This is a genomic window from Streptomyces sp. NPDC047982 (assembly GCF_043204165.1).
Classification (GTDB): domain Bacteria; phylum Actinomycetota; class Actinomycetes; order Streptomycetales; family Streptomycetaceae; genus Streptomyces.
This window is the reverse complement of the sequence record NZ_JBIDBS010000002.1, coordinates 30,443-53,630: the sequence shown is the minus strand read 5'-3', so window position 1 is coordinate 53,630 and position 23,188 is coordinate 30,443. Positions and strand designations below refer to the sequence as shown.

Here is a 23,188-nt window from a genome sequence, read left to right as displayed (position 1 = left end):
GCCCGCCGTCCGCCCTGCTCCAGGGCAACAGCCTCACGGCGCCGCAGCCGTCCGCCCCTCCTGCCTGCCCGGTCACGCGGCGGCCTCCGCCGCCCGACGAACGGTAGCGGGACCGGCCACGTACACACAGCAATGCGGCCGGGCAACAGCCGGGCCCGGACGCACCAAGCTCACCCCCGATGACTTGATGAGCCGACGGACGAAAGCCTTCATGACGACGTGCTCTCCTTACGTAATTACCCAACACGAACGGATGCGTTCTGTGACGAACCCATCACAGATTGGGGTCGCACCTGCATAGGCTCAAGGGATTCGGGCTTGACACCGCGCTCGTCAGAAAAGGGAGTTGGTGCCGCATGGTGCTGAGGAAGCCGCGCACACCGAGGGAGAAGTATGGGGAGGAGCTGCGGCTGCGGCGGGTCGCGGCAGGACTGACGCAGGAAGCGTTGGGTGACCAGGTGGTGTGCTCACCCACGCTGATCAGCCACTACGAGGCGGGACGACGACTCCCGAAGCCGGATAACGCGCAACGGATCGACCTGGCGCTGAACACTGACGGGTTCTTTGTCAGGTGGCTCCAGGATCTGGACTCGAATTACGCCGACTACTTCGCCGCGGTTGCCGAGTTGGAGCGCGAGGCTGCGGAGATCCGGCAGTTCGGGGCCCAGCTCGTCCCCGGGTTGCTTCAGACCCCCGCGTACGCCCGTGCTGTGTTCCAGGCGGCACGCACCAACTTCACCCAGGACGACCTCGACAAGGCGGTGGCGAATCGTCTGGCACGCGCAAAGCTTCTCCAGACGCCGTCCGGTCCCATCGCCTGGACCCTCCTCGACGAATCCGTGCTCAGGCGACGCGTCGGCGGGCCACTCGTCATGGCAGAACAGCTGCGCACAATCGCAGACATGGCCGAGAGCGGGCGTCTGCGCCTCCACGTCCTGACCTTCGACGCCGGTGCCCACGCACTGTTGGAAGGGATGCTCTATCTGCTGAACTTCAGGGACGCCGCACCGATTGCCTACGCCGAAGGTCTCTACACAGGCAATCTGATCGATGATCCGGCGCTGGTTGGTGCCTGCCACACGGACTACGCTCTCGCCCTGGGAGATGCGGTCTCACATCGAAAGTCTGTGGCCCTCGTCAGAGCCATCGCGGAGGAACACGAACATGCACAGCGCTGAACACGCCTTCACTGGGTGGTACAAGTCCAGCTACAGCGGGGCGAACCAGGGTGAGTGCCTTGAGGTCGCCCGTGGCCACGCCACCGTCCCCGTCCGCGACAGCAAGAACCCGAACGGCCCCGTACTCGTACTCTCCACCGACGGTTGGACGGCGTTCGTCACAGCGGTCAAGGACGGCAGCCTCGGCGCCTGAACCGTCCTACGCCGAGCCGCGCAACCGCACGCCGCCCCGGCCTGGTTGCGGTCGGGCCATTCATGACAATGGCATCCCTTGCTCCTGGCGAGACACACAAGGCTGCCGCAAGGCCGCAGGCGGCCCGAACCGCAGGCATACATCCGCAGTCAGTCACGGCCTCCCCGACGGGGCTGCTTCACGCAGGGCGGAACCCCAGCGTCCTGCTTGCTCCGGTGGAGATCTTCAGGAGTGCCTCGTGATCGCTGGGAGGAGTACGGAAGCCGTGGCTTCGCGCAGCGTCAAGAAACTCCTGCGGCAGGTCGATAACGTATCGCTCGACGTGTGGCGCCAGGTCCTCACGCCAAACAAAATGACCGTCGGTGAGCAACGATGATCCACCTGGCACACGGAAGGCCCCTTCAATGACATCCGCTGTCATCTCCATGACATCGAAGATGGGGTAACCCGACTTCAGGTATTTGACAACGTCGCGAACCGGATACTTTCCTGCCCCTGATTCTGGGGGAGGGATAGGACCTCCCCAGGAAGATTCATGTCCTGGATCCATTTCTCGGTAAAAGCCGATGAGCTTCACGTCAACCTCCTGTAATGGGAAGGAAAATTCGCCAATATCCGCCATTGTCGATCTGCGGCACCTGCCCTCGACCGGACAGCGGATTGGTGCTGACTCGATCTGTAGGCGCCCTTACGGTAACGCCCATTTCATTGGCGATCTGCTGGGCGATCCCTGACCCATCCGCGCCGGGATGACTGACCATGAGACGCAAAGAATCACCGCCGTAATGTGGATTATTACGGATAGCGTCAACGAGCTGCCCTCCGTTTACTGGCCCATCGGCGTCCGTGACCCCATCTCCCAACGCCGTCGCACCGGACTCGCCCTTGATGCCCGGGGGCCCGTACGCCGTGATGGCCTGGCCGGCTGGGAGCCGGACCTGGCCCTACGGTCACGACAGTGTCCTCGTCCTGCCGGAGGATGAGCCTTCCGGCGCTACCCGTCGCGACTGGTACACCGCGCCCTGATGGCTGGTCTGTTCACCTAAGGGCTGTCCCAAGTGAATCGAGGCTCCTCGACCGCAGTCTCGCCGTTGTCCGCCAAGCGTTGCCTCGTGGTGCGTCGGCCCAGCGGGTCGAACCTGTACCGCCACCGAGTACCGTCGCGGGTAGAAACCCCCGATGTGGCACCTGGTGGCCGCCCCGCAAGGGTTCAAGTGCTCACGAAGCACTGCCGTTTCTGCCCATCGGCCTGCTCCACGGGTATCGGCACCAGACTGCATGTCGCTGGGGCGGGGACGGTGAACGTGCCAAAGCGCCATCTTTGCAGTCATCCAGGCGCTGGCCGGCGTCGAAGCGTGCTCACGGGAAAGGAGCCGAGCCGTCGCCATGAGCAGACGACCGGCGGCGAACTTCTACCTCGCTATCGCCTCAATGCCTCATTGTCCAAAGGGAACACCGCATTGAAAATGGACAGCATCTCCGCCTTCCCGACCCCATCCGCGACCGAACCTCAACAGGACCCCGCTCCCGTGTTCGCGTTACGAGTCCCAAAGCCATCGATCCAATCGGAAAGGAGATCCGTGAATTCCTCGTCCGACATGACGCTTCCGCCAAAGTCGAATCCTTGCCAGGCGAGCGCCCGCTGAAGAACATCTACCGGGATGCCGAATGCGCTACGAAAGACTGCAACAAAAGAAACAGGACCAAATGCGGGACCGAGAAGCCCCTTCGCCAGGCTCCCAAGTTCCGTCACTCCCGCTCCCCGATGGCCCGCCTCCTGAAGGCCATGAATGACGCGCCGCATAAAATCATCTCCCATGGATCCTTCTTCCATCCTTTTTCAGCTAACGAGAGGGCGACCTAAATATAACACCCACATTACTGTAGCCACCATGTGGCCCTCTTAGCTCAACTATTTCAACTTCAGTAAACCCGTAGCGTGCAGCCATCTTACCAGTAAAGGTAGATCGCGCAGCCTCCTCGAGAGCCCGCATATCTCCAGGCAAAGCACTTCGGGCAGCGGAATTGAAGGAATCCAAGTTATCTCGCAGCGTCCCTCCATTCTGCCAATAGCCTTTGACGCCCTGCACGTCGCTACCGAAGCTCTTCATCGCACTATCGAACATCTCTGAACCACGTGGAGTGTCCGGCCCCTTCTCGATTACCAAGCTCATAACGCCCCTATCGTCCAGTTCTGCCACGATCCCCTTACCACTGGGGTAGACGTCCATGTATGGACACGGCGCAAGCCCTAGAGGGTCCGCCCATACGTGCGGATTCTTGACGTACGCAACCGGATTTGGTGCGGGTGGCAGCCCTAAAGGGTCGAGCGAGAGGTAGCGCGCAATTTCCGGATCATAATATCGAAACAGATTGTAATGAAGACCTGTTTCCGCATCGAAATATTGCCCCGGAAAGCGTAAGGGCGTGTAAGCTACGCTCTCCCTTTTCCAGGCGGTTGCACCCCACAACGCGGAACGCGCCTGCCACGCAACTTGCCCCGACTCATCGATGAGTTCCCTCGGCGCCCCGACAAGATCCGTAACGATCGAGAAGAAGCGTTCGTCTATGATCCGCTGAGAAGCGTCGGGCGATATTATCCGCTCAGCCTGAACGAGCGGGTGCAGGCCATCATGTTCCCAGGTCAACGCGACGAAATTTGATGCTTTCTCAGCATACGTCACTTGCTCGCAAAGGATACTGCCATCCCAGGCGAATACTATTTCCTCCCGGCCTGAAAGTCCGTCCACGTCGATTCGACGCTTGCGTATACGGCGCCCCAGAGGGTCATACTCGTATTTCCATTCTGCGCCGTCTGGCGTGATTACCGAAGCAAGACGGTCCTCTGCATCCCATTCGTACCGCCAGGTGTCCGGTTTACGAGAAAGGCGGTTCTTCTGACGGACGGTGAGGCGACCAAGGGCGTCGTGCTCGTATCGGACGGCACCGGCGTGAGTAATGGCTGTGCCGGAGTAGGAGCGGGGGCCGACGGCTTCCTGTCCCGAGTGGAAACTGGGCGAGTTGGCTTGTGTCTGGTTGCCCGCTGCATCGTAGGCGTAGCGCTCGGTCCAGTTAGTAGCGTGGACGGCGGTAACGCGTCCAACTCTGTCTAGCTCAAAGGATTTTTTACCGGAGAGCTGGTCGGTGAGCCCTGCCAGATGACCGTCGGCGCGGTAGGTATAGCCGCGGTGCTGAATGCTGTTGTTGTCCAGGTCGGTGACCTGCTGGTCGATGAGGCGGCCCAGCACGTCGTATTGGCTGGCCACGCTGATGACGCTGCCGATGTGGCGGGCGGTCTCCCGGCCTGCTGCATCATGTTCGAAGGTGAGAGTACGGCCAGAGGTGGTGAGGGATGTGCGTCGGCCTGCGGCGTCGTAGGCCCAGGCGCTGTGCACACCGCTAGGTGTCCTGCGGCTGGTGCGACGGCCAAGGGCGTCGTACTCGTACGACACAGTCCGGTCGTTCACGGTCTCCGACTTCAGACGACCGTGTCGGTCACGAAGACGGGTGAGGGTCGTCTCCGGTCCGGTTGCCTGGGCAAGTTGGTCGAAGACGTCGTATTCGAAAGTGGTGACCACGCCTGCGGCGTCCTTGAAGACGATGCGGTCGAGGCTGTCCCGCTGGTAGCGGATGGTCTGGCCGAGGGCGTCGGTGCGGGCTGTGAGACGGCCTGCCGCATCGCGTTCGTACGCGAGCGTGCGGTCGTCGAAGTCGGTCTCGGACATGAGGTGCCCGACCGCGTCATAGCTGTAGGTCCAGGTCAAACCCTGAGGGTTCAGGACCTGGGTGAGTCGGAGTGCGGGGTCGTAGGCGAATTCGTAGCGCACGCCGTCCGGCCCGGTGCGGGCGGCCATGCGGTCGAAGTGGGTGTATTCGAAGTGGGAGACAGCGCCCAGGGCATCGGTGTGCGTAAGGCAGTTCCCTTCTCCGTCGTACGCCCAGGACTGCGTGGAGCCATCAGCATCAATACGGCGCGACAGCTTGCCCTCGACATTCCATTCGAGGCGGGTGACCGCACCAAGGGGATCAGTGAGGACGGCAGGACGTCCGAAACCGTCCCGAACAACATGGCTGGTGGCACCCATGGGGTCTGTGATCCCAGTAGGAAGGCCGGCCGCGTCGCTGCTGATCCGGGTGGTGTTGCCGAGCGCGTCTGTCACGGACGTGACGTGCCCGGCCTCGTCGTACGTGTAGGTCGTCGTCGCACCGGAGGCATCGGTGACCGACGTACGGTTGCCCCGCTCGTCGTAGGTCTGCCGGGTGACGAGGCCGTCCGCTCCCCTGACACGTACCGGCAGGCCCAGGTCGTTGTAGTCGGCGGTCAGTTCCCGTCCGTCCGGGCGGACCACCGAGGTGAGGCGGCCGAGCTCGTCGTAGGTGGACCGGGTGACGTGTCCCAGGGGATCCGTGACGGACAGCAGCCGGTGAAAGCGGTCGTGCTCGAAGCGGGTAACGGCTCCCAGCGGGTCGATCTCAGCCACCACTTGTGAGCGTTCGTTGATCAGGTATCGCGTGGTGTGGCCGAGGCCGTTCGTCATCGACGTCGTGCGCAGGCCGGAGGCGGGGTCAGTGTCGTCCCAGGTGAAGTGGGCTTCGAGGTGACCGTTGGTGCCGGTCTGGTACACGCAGCGGTCGTGTTCGTCGTAGACGTACTCGTACCGGCTGCCGTTGGTGTCCGTCCACGAGGTGATGCGGCCCTGCTCGTCGCAGCCGAAGCGCAGGGGTTTGCCGGAGGAGTTGGTGACAGAGGTGAGGTGGCCGTCGGTATAGCCGCAGCGGAGGATTTCCTGATCGGTGCCATCCGGTGCGGCGCTCGCCAGGTGCAGGGCGGTGACCCGGCCGTCGTTCGTCGTGAGCTTCAGGTGGTAGCCGCCGTGGTGCACGATCGACGTCGGAGCACCGGTCTCGTCGTACTCGAAGGTGATCCAGCGGCCGTTGCGGTCGTCGATCTGGGCCAGGAGTGCCAGCTCGCCGTTGGGGTGGTCGATGAAGTGCCGGACCCTGCCGGTTTCGGGGTCGGTGATGGTGTAGCCGTCGTCCACCCGGTCCAGGGGCCAGCGGCGCCCGTGGGTGGGCATGACGGGGACGCCGGGGGCGGGGTGGGGGTAGGCGAGCAGGCTGCCCTCGTTGCAGCTGAAGACCACGCCTTCCGCGTCGATCTCCAGGCGTTGGTCGACCGTGCTCGACCAGCCGGTGCCGAACCAGCGGCCGGCGCGGTACGAGGAGTCGAAGACACGCTCGAAGACAAGAGGCAGCGATCCCGGCAGCACGATGTCCGTCTGCGGGAGCAGCATGCGTCCGGTCGCGACATCGATCGGGTCATTGGCGCATTTGACCTTGCTGCACTGGTTGGCGTTGGGATCGGGGGCGTTCTCGTGCCCTTGTCGGTTCTTGCCTGTGGGGTGTTTGAGGAGGTCCTTCATGCCGGCCCGCAGGCCGCCCTTGACCAGACCACCACCCTTCGTGCCGACCATCTCCGGGACGAGTCGGCCGATGAATTCGGAGGGGTCGCCCTTGGCGGCGTCCCAGGCGTTCTTGAGTGCCCGGTCGGGGTTGGCCGCGGTGGAGACGAGGCCCGCGAGCGTCGTGTGGATGCCCTTGTAGTACTCGGCCGGGTGCGTCAGGTTGTACGGGTCGGTGGGGGTGACCGAGCGGACGAAGTTGAGTAATCCGGCGGTGCCTTTGATGACTCCGCCGCCGAAGTGGGCCAGCTCGATGCCCTGCCCGACCACGTGGTCGTATGCCTCGTTCTTGAGCCGGTTCAGGCCGGTGGGTTCCTTCGGCGCGTGCGCCATGGCGGTGGTGATCGCGCTCTTGGCCGTTTCGGCTGCCTCGTCGCGCGACTGCCGGGCGTGCCGCAGTATCTCCTGCGCGTGCTGTCGCTTGGCCTGCCCCGGATCGGAGAACTCCCCCGGATGCGGCAGCGGATGGTCGGTGTTGCGGGCGGCGTTGTACGCCTCGGCCTTCTCCCGGAACGCGGCGGCAGCGGTCTCGTAGTCCTGCTTGCCTTCCCTGTACAGCGCGATCGCCTCACGGGCCTTGCCCTGCGCGCTGGTCACGGTCTGCGCGTACGTCTCCAACGCCCCGGCCGCGTCTTCGAACGCGTCCGCCGCACGCAGCCAGTCCGTCGGCAGGGTCTCGAACTTCCGCCGGAACGCGTCGGCCGCCTCGCCCTTCCAGTGGCCGGAGTCGAGCCGTTTCATCCCGCTGCCGACCAGGTCGAACGCGCGCTGGAAGTCTCGGAGGTTCTTGACCGTCGCGGCGATCTTCTCCGGTTTGCCGTGGATCAGCTCATCGGCTTCCTCGCTCTGCCCGAGCTGACGCTCCCCGACCTCCGCTCCCAGTGAGGACGCGGTCGCGTCCCCCCAGTCCTCGACCCCGTCCGCCCAGCCGTGCGCGCCGACCTTGTCCAGTCCCGCGCCCACCACGTCGGTGCCGACGTCGATCGCTTTCCCGGCGAGTTCCTTGCCCTGGTCGACCACACGGCCGGCCCCGTCGATCAGTCCGTCGCCGAGCTTCCCCCAGTCCACGCCTCAGTCCCCCTGCCCCGACCCCCGCGGTGTCTGCGCGGTCGTCTCCGGCGACGTACCCGAGTGGCCCCTGAGCCGCTCGGCCGCCCGGTCCAGCACCTCCGAATCCATTACCCCGGAATCCTCGGCGGGGTCCGGTGGTCCGACCCCCAGATCACGGCCCGTGTCCCGCCAGGCCTGCTCCACCTCTCCATACGCCTTCAGCGCCGACTCCCCGCTGAAGTCCGGGTTGTCGTAAGCAGTCTGGCCGCTGATCGTGTCCCAGCTCATGTTCCTGGCCTCGTCCTCGGACAGGTGCGGATTGCCGTTCAGGGAGTTCACACCGATCTTGAACGAGTCCTTGACGTACTGTTCCTGCTCCGCGAAGGCTCCTGCCGACAACCCGACGCCGAGGGCGAAGTTGTTGCCCTTCTGCGTCAGAGCCCGCACGCCCCACTCCCAACGGTCACAGAACGTCCGGAACTCCGACGCCAGCCCGCCATGCCCCAACTCCAGCCCCGACAGGCCGAGATCCGAGAAGCCACGCCCCGCCGACGCCTCACCGACCATCCCGAGATCCTTCAACTCGGCATGCGCCAGATCGATCCCCTTCGCGATAGCGGCCAGCGCCTCGGGCGGCACGTGCAGATCGGCACCGTCCTCGCTCACACCACACCTCCGAGATCCACCGCCACCGCATCCGGCACGATCCCCGCCACCGGCGGGAACAGCATCCCGTCCTCGCTGCCCGCGTCCAGAGCCACCCCCGCCGGTCCCGGCAGCATCGGCACCATCACATCCAGCAACCGTGCCCCCAGAACGGTCCGATAGGTCCACTCCCGCTCACCATCACCACGAGCCTCAGCGAACCTGGCGAGTGCCTCTTCGTCCGAGAACGCACAAATCCACCGCACCCCGTTCTGGTCCGCGGACCACAGATCCCCGCCCGCATCCAACGGCACCAGCACCGCCGTACGCCGAAATTCGCCCAGCAGCACAGCAAATTCGCGCCGAGCAACCGCCGCCGGGTCCCCCTCCGGCGTCATGACAGAAGCCGGTCCGGGTGCCTCACGTGGCGCCGAGGGCGCTTCAGAAGCAGACCAGTCGACCAACTCAGCAATCCTTGACCGGCGTACGGGCGGTTCTGATGTGACATCACCGTTGTCGAACACGCGCCGAATGCTGCCACGACGCTCTTCCCGGAAGCAACGAACAAAAGCAGCCAGCCGGACAGGCCGCGCTTGCCGTTCCCCGCACGACTCCGCTGAGAAACAAGCACTGCCTCACGAGCCCGTGGTGGCAGCGAGCGACATGAATCAAGACAACTGACGACGGGGCAGCTTCGCAGCGCTGCGGTACCGGTCCCCCACGGCCGAGAAAACGCCCGGGGTCCGCTGGGCCACCTGTTGCGCGCCCAGCGCGCCGCTCCTCGCCCCTCCTGCGCCGTTCCTCGTCGTCTGAGCGCGGCCGGGGGATAGCCCTACCCGCAGCCGGGCGGTTGGCCGGATCGTCCCGGGTGATCGCATCCGAGAAGCTGGGGCCCGGTCCACACCGCCGATCTACCAACGATCTCCATAAGGGGCTTACTCGTGCATGAGCAGACAGGGCAGAGGTTGCGTTCGTCCGGGCGACGGAGGAATGCCCTCGGGGCCGCAACGGCCGTGGCCGTGGTGGTCGGCGGCATCATGGCGATGAGTGCGCCGGCGCCGTCCACGGCATCGGCCGCGCCCAGGCCGGACACGGTTCAGCAGGGCTTGAACGCACTGGTGGGCTCCGAGGGCGTGCCCGGCGCGCTGGCGAGCGTCAAGGGCCGTGACGGTCGCACCCGCACGTACACCGCGGGTGTCGGTGACCTGGCCACCGGCACCAAGGTGCCCGGCGACGGACAGGTGCGGATCGGCAGCAACACCAAGACGTTCACCGCGGTGGTCGTGCTGCAACTGGTCGCTGAAGGCAAGGTCGGCCTCGACGCCCCGGTCGACACCTACCTCCCCGGCCTCCTGCGCGGCGACGGGATCGACGGACGCCGCATCACCGTACGTCAGCTCCTCCAGCACACGAGCGGGCTTCCCAACTACACCAAGTACCTCGGCGACGACATCCGCTCCTACGAGCCCCGCGAGCTCCTCGACCTTGCTCTGCAGCACAAGGCCGACTTCGCCCCCGGCGCGCGGTGGGAGTACAACAACACCAACTACCTGGTGGCCGGTCTCATCGTGCAGAAGGTCACCGGCCGCCCGCTCGCCGAGGAGATGGACCGACGCGTCATCAAGCCCATCGGGCTGCGTCACACCTACTTCCCCGACCCGGGCGAGGTGACCATCCGGGAGCGCCACCCCAAGGGCTACTACCAGGACTCTCCAGGCACGCCGCTGGTCGACGCGACGCAATGGGACCCATCCTGGGCCTGGGCGGCCGGCCAGTTGGTCTCCACCAACGCCGACCTGAACCGCTTCTTCTCCGCGCTCCTGTCCGGTCGCCTCCTTCCGAAGGCTCAGCTCGACCAGATGCGCACCACCATCCCCGCCGGCTACCCCTTTCCCGCCGGTGCCCGCTACGGGCTGGGGCTCGTGAGCACCCCGCTGTCGTGCGGCGGCGTCTACTGGGGCCACGGCGGCAGTATCACCGGATACGAGACCCGGGGCGGCGTCACCGAGGACGGGCGCGCCGTCGCTGTCGCAGTCACGACGCAGCCGGGCCAGGCCGTCAAGGAACGCATGGACAGCATCGTGGACACGGCCTTGTGCCGCTGACCCACGTCACCAACCTGATCGCACAACGCACCTGGTGTCGTACCCGGTGCGGGGTCCGGCTCCCGGCGGTCCGGTGGCCGGGGTCTGCGCCCACGGCTGCCGCTCCGCGAAACGGCGCCCGGAGGGACGGAATCGGCGCCCGGGTGGAAGCGGGTCGAAACAACGAAACGGGGTCCGGTCGAAGTGACCGGACCCCCCTCGCTTTCCCCCGTCAGGGCTTCCCGATCCCCCCAGATCCCCTCCCCGGAAGCGCCCGACGCCAGATACGACTCGGCGGCCCCCGGAACGGTTGCACGCCTTGACGATCTCTTTACCTTGGAGGCAAATGGGGCGTCAGAAATGTCTCAGGACACCGGTGTTGGGCGTAGCGGGCGGCGACCTCCGCGAGGACTTCGGAGCCGCCGCGGGCCCAGAAACGCCTGGTTGAAGGGTGAGCCGGAGATGCGGGACCCGGAGACGGGTGAGCCCGGAGCGGGTAGTCCAGAGGTGCGCGAGCCGGAGGCGGGGCGAGCCCGGGGTGGTGAGTTGGCGACGGGTGAGCCCGGGGCGGGTGAACCGGAAGCAGATGCACCCGGGCGGTGACCTGGAGGGACAAGCCGTCGGCGGTGGCCGTGCCCGGGACTCGTCCTCGTCACTCGTCCTCGTCACTCGTACTCGTGACTCGTACTCCGCATGCGGGCCGGGCAGAAAGATGGGGGCGCTTCCCCCATGTCCGCCGGGGCTCGCGTCGGGAGTATGGACGCGGCGGACCGGTGACACCGGCGCCGGACCGAGGAGGTGCGATGACGGGTGACGAAGCGATGGGCGGCGCACGGCTGTGCGTCTCCCCCGTGACACGTCCCTCTGCTGCGGACCGGACCGGCGCGCCCAGGTTCGCCCTGCTGGACGGACCGTGGTGGCGGCCCGCGCTCACCGCCGGTGAACCGCTTCCCGAGCACGCGCCGGACTGGGCGGTGTTCGTCCGGGACGCGGTCCTCGCCGCTCCCGAGAAGGCGGTGATCGACGACGGGGACCGTTTTCCGGGGCTGCGCGGCTTCGCGCGCGCCCTCGCCCCGCTCACGGCCCGTGCGGCGGAACACATGCTGCAGGGACTGCCCGAGGAGCCCTATCCTCACGCCGAACTCACCTCCCTACAAAGCGACTTCGAGCGGCATCTGGCCGGGAGACTCGCCCGGCTCGCCGCCCGGACCCTGGTCCTGGAACTGCATCTGGCACGGAAGGACGGACGGCTGGCCGGGGAGAGCCCTGAGGACCGGTTCACGGACTTCGTGCGGCTGACAGGTTCCCGGGACGGACTGGCCGCGCTGTTCGCCACGTACCCCGTACTCGCCCGCATCCTGGCGCGGGCCGCGCTCGATGCCGCCGCGGCGCTCACCGAGATGCTCGTCCGGTTCGCCGCCGACCGGCCGGCGCTGCCGGGCGGGGCGGCCGATGACGGGGCGGCGGGTGACAGGACGGCCGACGGGCGGCGACGCGGGCGGCTGGTGGGGGTCGAGCCCGGAGCCGGGGACGGTCACCGGGGCGGGCGGACGGTGATGCTGCTCAGGTTCGACGACGACTCCCGGCTGGTCTACAAGCCGCGGCCACTCGCCGCGCACCGGCACTTCAACGACCTCGTCCGCTGGTTCAACACGCTGCCCGGCACTCCCGGGCTCCGTACGCTCGGCGTGCTGGACCGAGGGGACTACGGCTGGGTGGAGTTCGTCGCGGAGCGGCCCTGCCGCTCGGCCCGCCAGGTCGAGACCTTCTACCGGCGCCTGGGCGCGCTGCTGGCCCTGCTGCACGTGCTGGACGGGACCGACCTGCACTACGAGAACCTGATCGCCGACGGGGAGCACCCGGTGCTGGTCGATGTCGAGACGCTGTTCCACCCGCCGCTGCCGGCCGCGGAGTCGGAGGATCCGGCGGCCCGCGCCCTGCACGACTCGGCGCACCGGGTGGGGCTGCTGCCGCAACTGCTCGTCGGGGACGAGACGGCCCTGGACATGTCCGGCATCGGCGGCGGTCAGGCCGCCCCCTCCCCGGTCCGCACCGCCGACTGGGCCGATGCGGGGACGGACCGGATGCGTCTGGTGCGTCGGCCGGGCCGCTTCGACGGCGCGGCCAACCGGCCCCGGCTGACCGGGACTCCGGCCGATCCGTCCGCGTTCACCCGGTCGCTCTGCGCGGGATTCCGTGCCGGATACACGGCGATCAGCCGCTCCCGGTCCGAACTCCTGCATCCCGGCGGGCTGTTGGAGCAGTTCGCGCAGGACGAAGTGCGGGTGGTGGCCCGGCCGACCTGGGTCTACACGACGCTCCTCGACGAGTCGACACATCCGGACCTGATGAAGGAGGCGGGCGAACGGCACAAGGTACTCGCCCTGTTGGGCACCGACGTGCTCGGCCCTTCCATACTGCCCGGCCTGCTGGACGAGGAACTCGACCAGTTGTGGTCGGGGGACGTCCCCCTGTTCACCGCCCGGCCGGAGGAAACCGGCCTGTGGGGCGGAACGGGCCGCCCCCTGCCCGGAGTTCTCGCCCGGACGGGGCTGTACCGGGTCCGGGCGAAGCTGGCCGCCATGGACACGGTGGACCGGCAGGACCAGGAACGGATCATCCGGGCCGCGATGGTGACCACCTCGCGCGAGCCCGCCCACGGCTCCGGCTCCGGGCCGCGCAGGGTCCGTACGGCGGCGACCGCCCCGGAGCCGGAACATCTGCTCGCGGCGGCCCGGTCCGTCGGCGACGAGCTGGTGTCGCAGGCGTACTCCGGACCCACCCGGCTGAACTGGATCGGGCTGGAACTGCTCGGCGAACGCTACTGGCGGCTGGGACCGATGGCCGCCGACCTGGCGGGCGGCTACACCGGTACGGCGCACTTCCTCGCCCAGCTCGCCGCGCTCACCGGCGCGGACCGATACGCCGCGGCCGCCCGGGACGCGCTGACGCCCCTCGCCGGACTGCTGGACGCGCTGCACAACCGTCCGGACGATCTCGGCCCGGTGGGCTCGGGCGCGTTCGCCGGGCTCGGCGGGATCGCCTACGCGCTGGGGCAGGTCGCGGAGACACTGGACGACCCCCGGCTACGTGAACTCGTGCTGCCCGCACTGCGGTTGACCCGTGCGGCGGCTGTCGCGGAGAGCGAGTACGGAGTACGCGGCGGCACGGCCGGCGGGCTGGTCAGCCTGCTCGCCGGTTACCGGGCCACCGGTCGGGCCGACGTATGGCGCGGCGCCGAGCACTGCGCCGGGCTGCTGCGCGAGGCACCGCTGCCGGACAGCGCGGGGTTCGCCGACGGGGCCGCCGGGATCGGCTGGGCGCTGCTGCGGTTCGCGGAGGCGGGCGGCGGTGAACCGTACCGCGCCTCGGGGCTCGCGGCGCTGCGGTCCGCGACCGGGACCGTGGACCCCGGTGTCTCCTGGTGCCGGGGCCGGACGGGCGTCGCCCTGGCCGTGCTGGACAGCCCCGCCGCGCGGGCCGACCCACGGCTGGCGGCCTGGGCGGGCGAGGCACTGGACGACATCGCGCACGTGGACCCACCGCTCGACGACAGCCTGTGCCACGGCGAGTTGGGGGTGCTCGAACTCCTGCGTCTGGGCACGACGGCGAGCGCCCGTGCCCGTTGGGTGGAACGGGCGGGGGCCCTGCTGGCGGCGGCCGACCGGGCCGGGCCACGCTGTGGGACGCCCGGCCAGGTGTCGCATCCGGGGCTGCTGACCGGGCTCGCGGGGATCGGGCACGGACTGCTGCGGGCCGGCTTCCCCGACCGGGTGCCGTCGCTGCTGCTGCTCGCCGGGCCCACCGCACCAACGTCCCCCGGGTGAGTGCGCGGCTCGTCCGTCGCGGCGCATCCGACGTGGCGTAGCTGTCGCGGCGTACGCGTCCGGTGCGCCTGTCGCGGCACTCGCCGTACGCCTCCGGTCACGATCCACCGCTCCACACACATGCCGCAAGGCGCTCCGCCGAACCGTCTCGGAGCGCTTCGGAACCACCCGGGCGCCATCCCGGCGCTCCCACAGGACCCTCCGGGCACCATCTCCGGGACCCTTCGGAACCACACCGGCACCACCTCGGAACCACACCGGTCACCACTTCGGAAAGCACCTCAGAACCCCTCACGAGAAGAGGCAGGAACCATGCAGACGAACGACGTGTCGGCCTTCCACACCATCGAACTCCTCGACGACGGCGCCACCGAGCACCCCGCGGGCGGGATCGCGCTCGGCCGGCACGGCGCTCTCGGGCTGCGCAGCAGACTGCTCAGAGTCTCGGAGGGCGAGTCCGGCTACACGAACGACCTGCCGTTCACCACGATGACCATAATCTGACCAGACCCCAAGTGCTCGGCGAACCAACATGTTTGGCGTACTCCCCGGACGGTTTCGGCTCAAGTAGCCTGCGTCCATGCGTGCCACTTCGTCGGTGATTGTCGGGAGAGTCGCAGAGACCTGCCTGCTGAGCAACGCCCTGGACGACGCGTCGCGACGTTCGGGGCGTGCGGTTTTTTTCGTCGGGGACGCGGGCATCGGCAAGTCGCGGCTGGTCGGTGAGTGCGCGTACCAGGCGTACGCGCGGGACATGCCGGTGCTGCGCGGCAGGGCCACGTCGACCGGGCTTGTCGTGCCGTTCCGGCCGCTGATCGAGGCGCTGTCCTCGCGGTTCCGGGCGGCCGGGCCGCCCACCGACCCGGAGCTGGACCCGTACCGTCCGGCGCTGGCCCGACTGGTGCCCGAGTGGCGCCAGGGCTCCTCGCCCGGCTATCCGGAGACGGTGGTCGAGCTGGCGGAGGCGCTGCTGCGGCTGCTGTCGGTGCTCGGGAAGGAGCACGGGTGCGTGATCCTGCTGGAGGACCTGCACGACTCCGACACCGAGACGATCGCGGTGGTGGAGTACGTCATCGACAACGTGGCAGAGCTGCCGGTGCTGCTGCTGGGCACGCTGCGCCCGGAGCCCGGTGTCGCACTCGACCTGGTGCGTTCCGCCGAACAGCGGCAGGTCGCCACCGTGCGGGAGCTGGCACCGCTCGGTGACGCGGAGGTGCGGGAGATGAGCGCCTCGTGCCTGGAGACCACCCCGGAGGAGGTACCGCAGGCCACGCACGAGCGGCTGACCGGGCGGGCCGGCGGCAACCCGTATCTGGTCGAGGTGCTGCTGGCCGATCTGCTCGACTCCGGGCAGCTACGGCGCTCCGGGGACCGGTGGCAGGCGTACTGCAGCCCGGACGCGGCGGTGCCGACCGGGGTGGTGCGCAGCTGGGCGCGGCGGCTGGACCGGTTCGACGCTCCGGTGCGCGAACTGCTGTTGTGCGCGGCCACGCTGGGCAGTCAGTTCTCCGTCACCGTGCTCCAGACCGTCACCGGGCTGGACGACCGCACGCTCTTCAGCCATCTGCGCTCCGCCGTCGAGGCGAGCATCATCGCCCCCGACGGGGCTGACCCCGACCGCTACACCTTCCGGCACGCGCTGACCGCCGAGGCGCTGGTGGCCTCGCTGGCCCCGGCCGAACGGGCCGCGATGGCCCGCCGCGCGGCGGTCTCCCTGGAGGCGGTGGCGCACGAACTCGGCGATGAGCAGCTCCAGTTGATGGCTTCCCTGCAAATGGCCGGGGGCGACAGGACCGGTGCGGCCCGGCAGTTCGCCGCCGTCGGGCGGCGGATGCTCGCGGCGGGCGCCTCTGGGTCCGCCGTCATCCTGCTGGAACGGGCGCGCTCGCTGGCCCACGCGTCCGATGTGCGGGCCGTCACGGAATCGCTGGCGGTCGCCCATGCCGAGGCGGGTGAGCTCGACACGGCCCTGGCGCTGGCCGCGGAGCTGCCCCCGGTGCCGGCGCGTTCGGAAGCCGCCGAGCAGCGCGGCGATACCCATGTCCGGATCGCGTGGGCGGCCGTGATGGCGGAGCGTACGGACGAGGCTGCCGGTCAGATCAGGGCCGCCCGGGGCGTGCTCGGCGCGTCTCCACGGCCTGAGAACGAGGCGGCGCTCGACGTGGTGGAGGGACACCTGGCGCTGCTGCCCGGCCATGCCTGCCCCGGGCGGGAGGGGACAGCCGGGGAGGGGACGGGTCCGGAAGGAGCAGCCGGGGAAGGGGCAGCCCGGAAGGAGGCGGCCGGGGAGGCGGCGGCCCGGGAGGCGGCGCGGCAGGCCGTACGGGACGCGGCGCGGCGGGCCGCCACCGTGGCCGAGGAGCGAAACCTTCCCGTGGTCGCCTGCCAGGCATGGCAGTTGCTGGCGCTGTTGTCCCGGGAGCACGGATTCGACGAGGCCGATTCCTGTCTGGAGCGGATGCTGTCCGTGGCCGAGCAGCACGCCCTCCCGGTGTGGCGGGTGGAGGCGCTGGTCCGGCTGGGGGCCAACACGTTCATGCGGACCGGTGACCCGGCCCGGCTGGAGACGGCCCGGACCGCCGCGGAGTCGCTCGGCGCACTGGTGCCGACCCAGACCGTGGACGGGCTGCTCGCCATGAACGCGGTGATGCGCGGCGAGTGGGACGGGGCCCACGAGATCATCGAACGGTCGGTGGCCGCCAGTGCCCGGACCCGCAACCTGGGGGCGCATCGCTACCTGCTGCTGGCCTCGGCGACGCTCGCGGCGCACCAGGGCCGAAGACGGGACCTGGACCGGGCGCTGGCCCGGTTCCGCCGGGCGGGCGGCGAGGAATCGCAGCTCGTCCCCCTGCAACTCGGGCTGTGCCGTGCCTTCGCCGCGCTGCTGGACGAGGACTCCCGCCGTGCGCTGGCCGATCTCGACGCATCGCTGGCCTGGGAGAGCGAACATCCCAGCTTCTTCTATCTGAGCGGGCGCTACGGCCTGCGTCCCCTGCTGCGGACGATCGAGGGGCTGGACGGGCGGGCGGAACTCGCCGCCGTACTGGAGAGCCCCGGCGCCGACCTGGCCTGGAACCAGCTCTTTCTGCGGCTGGCCGACGCCGTCCTGCGGGGCAGGGAGGGCGATACGGAACGGGCCGCGCGGGTGGTCCGTTCGGCCGTCGCGGACGCCGCCGCGTTCCCGCTCGCCCGTCACCTCGGGCTGCGGCTGGCAGCCGGTGCGGCGCTCGCCGAGAAGTGGGGCGATCCGGTCGCCTGGCTGCGGGCGGCGGAGGAGTACTTCTACACGGCGGGGATCCAGCCGGTCGCCGCCGCTTGCCGGGCCGGACTGCGGCAGGCGGGCGTCAGCGTCGGGCAGCACCGGGGCGGCTGGGACCGCATACCGGCGAGGCTGCGGACGAGCGGGGTGACGCCGCGCGAGTACGAGGTCTTCGTGCTGCTGGCGGAGCGGCCGGGGAATCAGCAGATCGCCCGGCGGCTCTCGATCTCGCCGCGCACGGTGGAGAAGCACATGGCGAGCCTGCTGAACAAGACGGGCCGATCGGACCGGGCGGCGCTCTGCGACTTCTCGGCCGAGTGTGCGGCGGAGCACGACTGACCCGTACGTCGGCCGGTACGGGCCGGAGGGCGGCTCGTACGGGTCCGGGTGTCCAACATGGGGGCACGGGGCGGATTTGGTCGGGCTCCGGTACGGAACATGCGGGAACGGCACCGATGTGGGGGCGGTCTCCCCCGGCGGACCATCCAGGGGTGCGACCGGCAGACCGCCGTCCGTCCCCCGGTTCTTCGGAGGCCCGTCCATGACCCCACCCCCCATCCGCACATCGCCGCCCGGCGCGCTCAGCCTCTCGCTCCTCGGCCCGCTCTCCGGACGTGTGGACGGGCGGCCGCTGCCGCTCGGCCCCCGAAAACAGCGGCTCGTCCTGGCCATGCTGCTCAGCCGGCCCAACACCCCGGTGCCGGTGGACGTCCTGACCGACGCGGTGTGGCCGGACGCGCCGCCCCGTACGGCACGCAAGAACCTTCAGGTGTACGTCAGTTCGGCCCGGGCACTGCTGGGCGCGCGATGTTCGGGAGGGCCGGACGGCGACGACCGGGAACGGCTGGTGCACTCCTGCGGCGGTTATGTGCTGCGGGTCGGCGAGGACGAGTTGGACACCCTGCGCTTCCGGTCGCTGGCCGCGGCGGGACGGCGGGCCGCCGACGAGGGTGACCCGTCGGCCGCCGCCGGACTGCTGCGCCAGGCGCTGGACCTGTGGCAGGGGCCGCCGCTGCACGGGCTGTGCGACTCCCCGGAGGTCGCCGCCGAGGCGGAGCGGCTGGAGGCCCGGTGCCTGACCGTGCACGAGGACTGGGCCGAGACGGAGATATCCCTGGGGCGGGCGTCCGCGGTGGTGGACGGGCTGCGGGACCTCGCCGAGCGGCATCCGCTGCGCGAGCGGATCCGTACCGCGTGGATGGACGCGCTGCACCGGACCGGCAGACGGGCCGAGGCACTGGCCGTGTACGACGACTACCGGCAGTTGCTGGCACGGGAGTTGGGGCTGGAACCGGGGGCCGCCATCGCCGCCCGGCACCGCGCGATACTCACCGGACGCAGCGGCGGCGCCCGCCCCGGGCCGTCGTCCGCACCGGCCTCGCGGACACCGGCGGCGCCGGGCCCCGTCTCGACACCTGTGCCCGTACCGGCACAGGGAGCGGCACCGGCGGCGGCGCCCGCACCGGTGTCACGGACCGTGCTGCCCGCCGTCGTGCCCGACTTCACCGGGCGGGGCGAGCAGTTGCGCGAGCTGCTGGACGTCCTGGACGGGGAGAGCGGCCGGGTGGTCGTGGTCACCGGGGCCGCGGGAACCGGGAAGACCGCTCTCGCGGTGCGGGCGGCGCGTCTGCTGGCGGAGCGGTATCCGGACGGCCTGATCCACATACGGGTCCGCGACGAACGGGGGGTGGTCCGCCCGCCCTCGGAGCTGGCCGGGGAACTGGTCCGGCGGACGACCGGCGCCGCGCACCCCGCGCAACCGGCGCCGGACGCGGAGCAGTGGCGCTCCTGGTCGGCCGGGCACCGCTCGCTGGTCGTGCTCGACGACGTACCGCACGAGGGAACGGTGCGTGAGCTGCTGCCGGGCACCGGCCGCGGCTCGTTCGTACTGACGGCGCGGGGCCAACTGGCCGGTCTGGCCCCCGTGCACCGGATCGCGTTGCCCCCGCTGGCCCCGGCCGAGGCGCTGGAACTGCTCGGCCGGCTGATCGGGCCGGGCCGGGTGGGCCTGGACCGGGCCGCGGCGTTGCGGATCGCCGAGTCCTGCGGGTTTCTGCCGCTGGCGGTGCGGGTGAGCGGGATGCGGCTGGCGGTGATGCGCCACCTGCCGCTCGCGGAGTACGCGGAACGGCTGGCCGACCCGGACGGGGCCCTGGACGAACTGGTGGCCGGTGACGTCTCGGTGCGGGCCCGGCTGGCCTGCGGCTGGCAGGACCTGTCGCCCCTGAGCCGGCCCGCGCTGACCCGGCTCGCCCGCGCCGTCCGCGAGGGGCCGTTCACGCTGCCGGAGGCGACGGCGGCGTTCGGCTGCGACGAGCGCCGGGCACTGCGGACGGTGGAGTCGCTGATCGACGCCGGGGCCGTGACCTGTCCCAGCGGCGAGGTCACCGCGCACGCGGTGCTCTACGAACTGCCGCGCCTGACCGCTCTGTACGCCCGCGAGCAGTCGGCCGCCGCCCCGGCACCGGCCGAGGTCCCAGCACTGGCCGATGAACCGGTACCGGCCGATGAACCGGTACCGGCCGATGAACCGGTACCGGCCGATGTCCCCGAGGCCCCAGGGGCCCCCGGGACCGGGCCCGGACTCTCTGGGCTCACCAGGGTCTCCGGGCTCGCAGACCCGGCGGCCCCGGTCTCCCGCACCGCGCTGCCGGTGGGATGAGCCCGCGTCCCTCGCCCCGCTCCGTTCTGCCCCGCCCCGCAGGCCGGAGCGAGGCGGGGCGGCGGCGCGCGCAGTACGGCGCCCAAAGTGTGACAAGCACGACGCGGCGAAGCACGACGCGGCGGGCCGCCCGTCACCCCAGCGTCAGCACGTCCAGCAGGTCGGGACGTTCGTCCGGCGCGGCGAACATCGTGTGCAGCGCGAGCAGCACCCCGGCGGCCCCGGTCGCGAAGTCGGCGGAGAAGCGGCGCAGTCGCGCTCCCGGCACCATCAGCCGGTCGTGTTCGGCGACCAGATGCCAGGAGAGGTTCCGCACCGAGTCCAGCAGTTCCGGGCGCCACGCCTCGACGCCGCCGTTCCCGGGACGTGCCGACCGGTGATCGGGACGTGCCAACTGGTGGGCGGTCGCCGCCAGTCCGCTGCGGCCGGTGATGAGCCCCGGTTCGCGGACGAACTCCAGCACGCACCCCTCCTCGACGCCGGGCAGCAGCGCGGCGAGCGCCGGGTCCTCTCGGTGGGCCAGGTAGCGCTGGGCAACCAGCGCGATGCCGCCGCTGCCCTGGTCCAGGTAGAGGAGGTGGCGCTTCCCGTCCTTCACCTGCACGCTGCCGCCGGGCATGTCCACGCAGTGTCCGGCCTCCCGGGTGAGGGCCGCCCCGGCGGCACGGAGCAGCCAGTCCTCGCCGGTGTGCGCGTACAGCTCGAGTTGGAGCAGCGCGGCACCGGAGAGCCCGCGCAGCAGGCCCGCCGAGGGCGGTGCGGGCGGGCCGTCGGTGGCCTCGCCACGGACCAGCGTGTCGAGCTCCCAGGCGGTCCGCAGGGCCCGGTCGAGGAGTTCCCCGTCAAGGAGTTCCGCGCCGAGCGCGCCGGAGCCGCCCGAGCCCTTCGAACCGTCGGGGCCGCCCGAACCGCCCGAGCCGCTCGAACCGTCGGAGGTGAGCGCGGCGAATCTCAGGGCCGCCAGCGCCGTCCCCGCCGTGCCGGTGCGCAGGTCGGCGGAGGCGGCGGCGGGTGCCCGCAGCGCACGGTCGAGCAGTTCGCGGGCCGCCTCGCGGCGCCCGAGCCGGGCAAGCACCAGGGCGATGCCGGGCAACCCGTCGTACAACCCGCCGGGAGCGTCCGGGTCGCGCCGCAGAGCCGCCCGGGCCAGCCAGTCGACGTGCTCCTCGGGGACCGGGGCGCCGACGCGGTGCAGCGCGTACAGCACCCCGGCGGCACCATGGGCGGCGCAGGCGCCACCGGTGGCGAAGCCTGCCAGGTCGCCGGGGTAGAGCCGGTCGGTGCGCTCCGGGGTGGCCCCGGAGCGGATGCCGGCGAGCAGCCCCTCGCGGATGCCGGGCCAGTCGGGCACCGGGCCGCGCAGCAGCGCGTCCACCGTCGGCTCGCCGCTGTCCGCCGGGAGGCCGTGGGCGAGGGCGGCCGGCCGCGGCGGCCCCGCGTCGGAGCCCAGCCGGTACCGGGCACGGGCCCAGCGTTCGAGGGTGAGGGCCTTGCCCCGGTCGTGGTCGGCCACCTCCATCAGCGGCATCAGGGTGTGCAGCCAGATCGCCCAGAGCGCGTAGGCGTCCGCCTCGGTTCCCCTCTTGACGCCGAGCGGTGCCTGGAGTCCGGGCGCACCCGCCAGCGGTGTGTCCCGATCGTCGAGATCGGTGGCGTACTCGAAATCGATCAGGACCACACGGCCGTCGGGGCGGATGATGACGTTGGCGGGGTGCACGTCCGCGAACCGCAGTCCGCGGGCGTGGATGTGGTCGAGGGCGTGGGCGAGCCCGGTCGTGACTGATTCGACCCAGCGGGAGTAGGCGTCGAGTTCGGCGGGGGTGCGTTCGCCGCGCACCAGCGGGAAACGTTCGACGATCTCGTCGAACAGGGTGGTGCCTTCGATGTACTCCTCGATCAGGAAATGGTGTTCCCAGACCGTGCGGACGCCGTACACCTCGGGCACGCAGTCGAGTCCGGCGAGCCGGGTCAGGGCCCGGTGCTCACGGTGCAGCCGGGTGACGGCGTCGTCCCCGGCGGGGTCGAGACCACAGTGCGGCCGGGCCTCGCGCAGCACCACCCGCTGCTTGGTGGTGCGGTGCTCGGCCAGATAGATGCCGCCCGCGTTGGAGAACTGGATTGCCTTGGTGACCACATACGGGAAGCCGTCGTCGCGGGCGGCGGCACGGGCGGCGAGATGGGGGCGCAGCGGCTCGGGAACCGCCACCCACTCCGGTATGCGGAAGACCACGCCCCGGGTGTCGGGGACGAGTTCGCCGGACGGGTGGCGCATCGCACGGACCCGGTTCCCGTCGGCGTCACGGCACCAGTGCTCGACGAACGCTCCGTAGCGAACGTGGACGGGAGAGTTCCCGATCCGCAGATCGCTGAGGATGTACGGTCCGCTGCGCCCGTCCAGGGCCCGGGTCAGGGCGTCCAGGACCCGCAGGAACGCGGCTTCGCCGTCGGGGTAGAGGGTGATGAACTTGCCGGCGCCGGACCGGTTCATGTACTTGGCCGACATCAGCCGCAGGGCGCGTGCGCTGCGCAGGAACTTGAACGGCACCCTCTGTTCCAGGCAGATCCGGGCGGTGTCGGCGAGGGTGCGTTCGGCCTCGTCGGGAAGGGTGGAGATGTGGATCTTCCAGCCCTGCTCGGGCAGTTGGGCGGAGGCGGGGTGCAGCGCGGTCCACAGGCCGGTGGTGCCGCGCCGCCAGCCCTCGGGCGGTTCGGCGCGGTCGAGCGGGTAGCGGGTGTCCTCGTCGGGCAGCCGGGCCGGGGTCTCGTAGTAGCGGCGGTCGGCGATGCAGTACAGCTGGGTTTCCTGAATGCCGGGCACGGCAATACCT

At 69.9% G+C, this 23,188-nt stretch carries 13 protein-coding genes and 1 pseudogene; 7 read left to right on the top strand and 7 right to left on the bottom strand.

Translation table 11 applies throughout. The features are described 5' to 3' along the window. The first annotated feature begins 356 nt into the window (after positions 1-356). A complete protein-coding gene (locus ACGF2V_RS02205) occupies positions 357-1,178 on the top strand; it encodes a helix-turn-helix transcriptional regulator (RefSeq protein ID WP_362628381.1) in 822 nt (273 codons plus the stop codon). Continuing rightward, the gene (locus tag ACGF2V_RS02200; RefSeq protein ID WP_362628384.1) at positions 1,165-1,371 is read left to right on the top strand and encodes a DUF397 domain-containing protein; all 207 of its coding nucleotides are present in this window, start codon (positions 1,165-1,167) and stop codon (positions 1,369-1,371) included. The genes ACGF2V_RS02205 and ACGF2V_RS02200 overlap by 14 nt, the downstream gene beginning before the upstream one ends. Before the next feature lie 178 nt (positions 1,372-1,549). Here the strand turns inward: ACGF2V_RS02200 and ACGF2V_RS02195 are convergent, their stop codons facing one another. The 6 genes and pseudogenes from ACGF2V_RS02195 to ACGF2V_RS02170 form a co-directional block, all read right to left on the bottom strand. Then, positions 1,550-1,948: a hypothetical protein gene (locus ACGF2V_RS02195; protein WP_362710153.1), complete on the bottom strand. Its 399-nt coding sequence runs from the start codon at positions 1,946-1,948 to the stop codon at positions 1,550-1,552. 474 nt (positions 1,949-2,422) lie between these two features. Then, positions 2,423-2,551: pseudogene (locus tag ACGF2V_RS02190) on the bottom strand (hypothetical protein); the annotation flags it as partial. Between the two features lie 330 nt (positions 2,552-2,881). Then, positions 2,882-3,190, bottom strand: coding sequence for a hypothetical protein (locus ACGF2V_RS02185; RefSeq protein WP_362710156.1), 309 nt, complete (start codon positions 3,188-3,190; stop codon positions 2,882-2,884). Between the two features lie 25 nt (positions 3,191-3,215). Then, positions 3,216-7,901: a putative T7SS-secreted protein gene (locus tag ACGF2V_RS02180; protein WP_362710159.1), complete on the bottom strand. Its 4,686-nt coding sequence runs from the start codon at positions 7,899-7,901 to the stop codon at positions 3,216-3,218. Between the two features lie 3 nt (positions 7,902-7,904). Beyond that, a complete protein-coding gene (locus ACGF2V_RS02175; protein WP_362710162.1) occupies positions 7,905-8,549 on the bottom strand; it encodes a hypothetical protein in 645 nt (214 codons plus the stop codon). Beyond that, positions 8,546-9,052 carry an SseB family protein gene (locus tag ACGF2V_RS02170; protein ID WP_362710165.1) on the bottom strand — a complete coding sequence of 169 codons (507 nt, stop codon included), beginning with the start codon at positions 9,050-9,052 and terminating at the stop codon, positions 8,546-8,548. Before ACGF2V_RS02170 ends, ACGF2V_RS02175 begins: the two co-directional genes overlap by 4 nt. 417 nt (positions 9,053-9,469) lie before the next feature. Here ACGF2V_RS02170 and ACGF2V_RS02165 point away from each other — a divergent pair, with 417 nt between their 5' ends. The 5 genes from ACGF2V_RS02165 (at position 9,470) to ACGF2V_RS02145 (ending at position 20,360) form a co-directional block, all read left to right on the top strand. Beyond that, positions 9,470-10,633 carry a serine hydrolase domain-containing protein gene (locus ACGF2V_RS02165; protein ID WP_392910446.1) on the top strand — a complete coding sequence of 388 codons (1,164 nt, stop codon included), beginning with the start codon at positions 9,470-9,472 and terminating at the stop codon, positions 10,631-10,633. A 782-nt stretch (positions 10,634-11,415) separates the two neighbouring features. Beyond that, positions 11,416-14,439 (top strand): type 2 lanthipeptide synthetase LanM family protein, encoded by a 3,024-nt coding sequence (locus tag ACGF2V_RS02160; RefSeq protein WP_362710168.1) that lies wholly within the window; start codon positions 11,416-11,418, stop codon positions 14,437-14,439. A gap of 312 nt (positions 14,440-14,751) precedes the next feature. Further along, positions 14,752-14,943 (top strand): hypothetical protein, encoded by a 192-nt coding sequence (locus tag ACGF2V_RS02155; protein ID WP_362710171.1) that lies wholly within the window; start codon positions 14,752-14,754, stop codon positions 14,941-14,943. A gap of 76 nt (positions 14,944-15,019) precedes the next feature. Continuing rightward, positions 15,020-18,037: an AAA family ATPase gene (locus ACGF2V_RS02150; protein ID WP_362710174.1), complete on the top strand. Its 3,018-nt coding sequence runs from the start codon at positions 15,020-15,022 to the stop codon at positions 18,035-18,037. A gap of 202 nt (positions 18,038-18,239) precedes the next feature. Then, positions 18,240-20,360 carry a BTAD domain-containing putative transcriptional regulator gene (locus ACGF2V_RS02145; protein ID WP_362710177.1) on the top strand — a complete coding sequence of 707 codons (2,121 nt, stop codon included), beginning with the start codon at positions 18,240-18,242 and terminating at the stop codon, positions 20,358-20,360. 133 nt (positions 20,361-20,493) lie between these two features. Here ACGF2V_RS02145 and lanKC read toward each other — a convergent pair whose 3' ends face one another. After that, positions 20,494-23,178 (bottom strand): class III lanthionine synthetase LanKC, encoded by a 2,685-nt coding sequence (gene lanKC, locus ACGF2V_RS02140; RefSeq protein ID WP_362710180.1) that lies wholly within the window; start codon positions 23,176-23,178, stop codon positions 20,494-20,496. Positions 23,179-23,188: the final 10 nt, after the last annotated feature.

What these genes read in the sequence shown, in the direction of transcription:
- ACGF2V_RS02145 (WP_362710177.1), top strand. Translation starts at nt 18,240, where the DNA reads ATGACCCCACCCCCCATCCGCACATCGCCGCCCGGCGCGCTCAGCCTC.
- ACGF2V_RS02185 (WP_362710156.1), bottom strand. Translation starts at nt 3,190, where the DNA reads ATGGGAGATGATTTTATGCGGCGCGTCATTCATGGCCTTCAGGAGGCG.
- ACGF2V_RS02150 (WP_362710174.1), top strand. Translation starts at nt 15,020, where the DNA reads ATGCGTGCCACTTCGTCGGTGATTGTCGGGAGAGTCGCAGAGACCTGC.
- ACGF2V_RS02155 (WP_362710171.1), top strand. Translation starts at nt 14,752, where the DNA reads ATGCAGACGAACGACGTGTCGGCCTTCCACACCATCGAACTCCTCGAC.
- ACGF2V_RS02205 (WP_362628381.1), top strand. Translation starts at nt 357, where the DNA reads ATGGTGCTGAGGAAGCCGCGCACACCGAGGGAGAAGTATGGGGAGGAG.
- ACGF2V_RS02200 (WP_362628384.1), top strand. Translation starts at nt 1,165, where the DNA reads ATGCACAGCGCTGAACACGCCTTCACTGGGTGGTACAAGTCCAGCTAC.
- ACGF2V_RS02160 (WP_362710168.1), top strand. Translation starts at nt 11,416, where the DNA reads ATGACGGGTGACGAAGCGATGGGCGGCGCACGGCTGTGCGTCTCCCCC.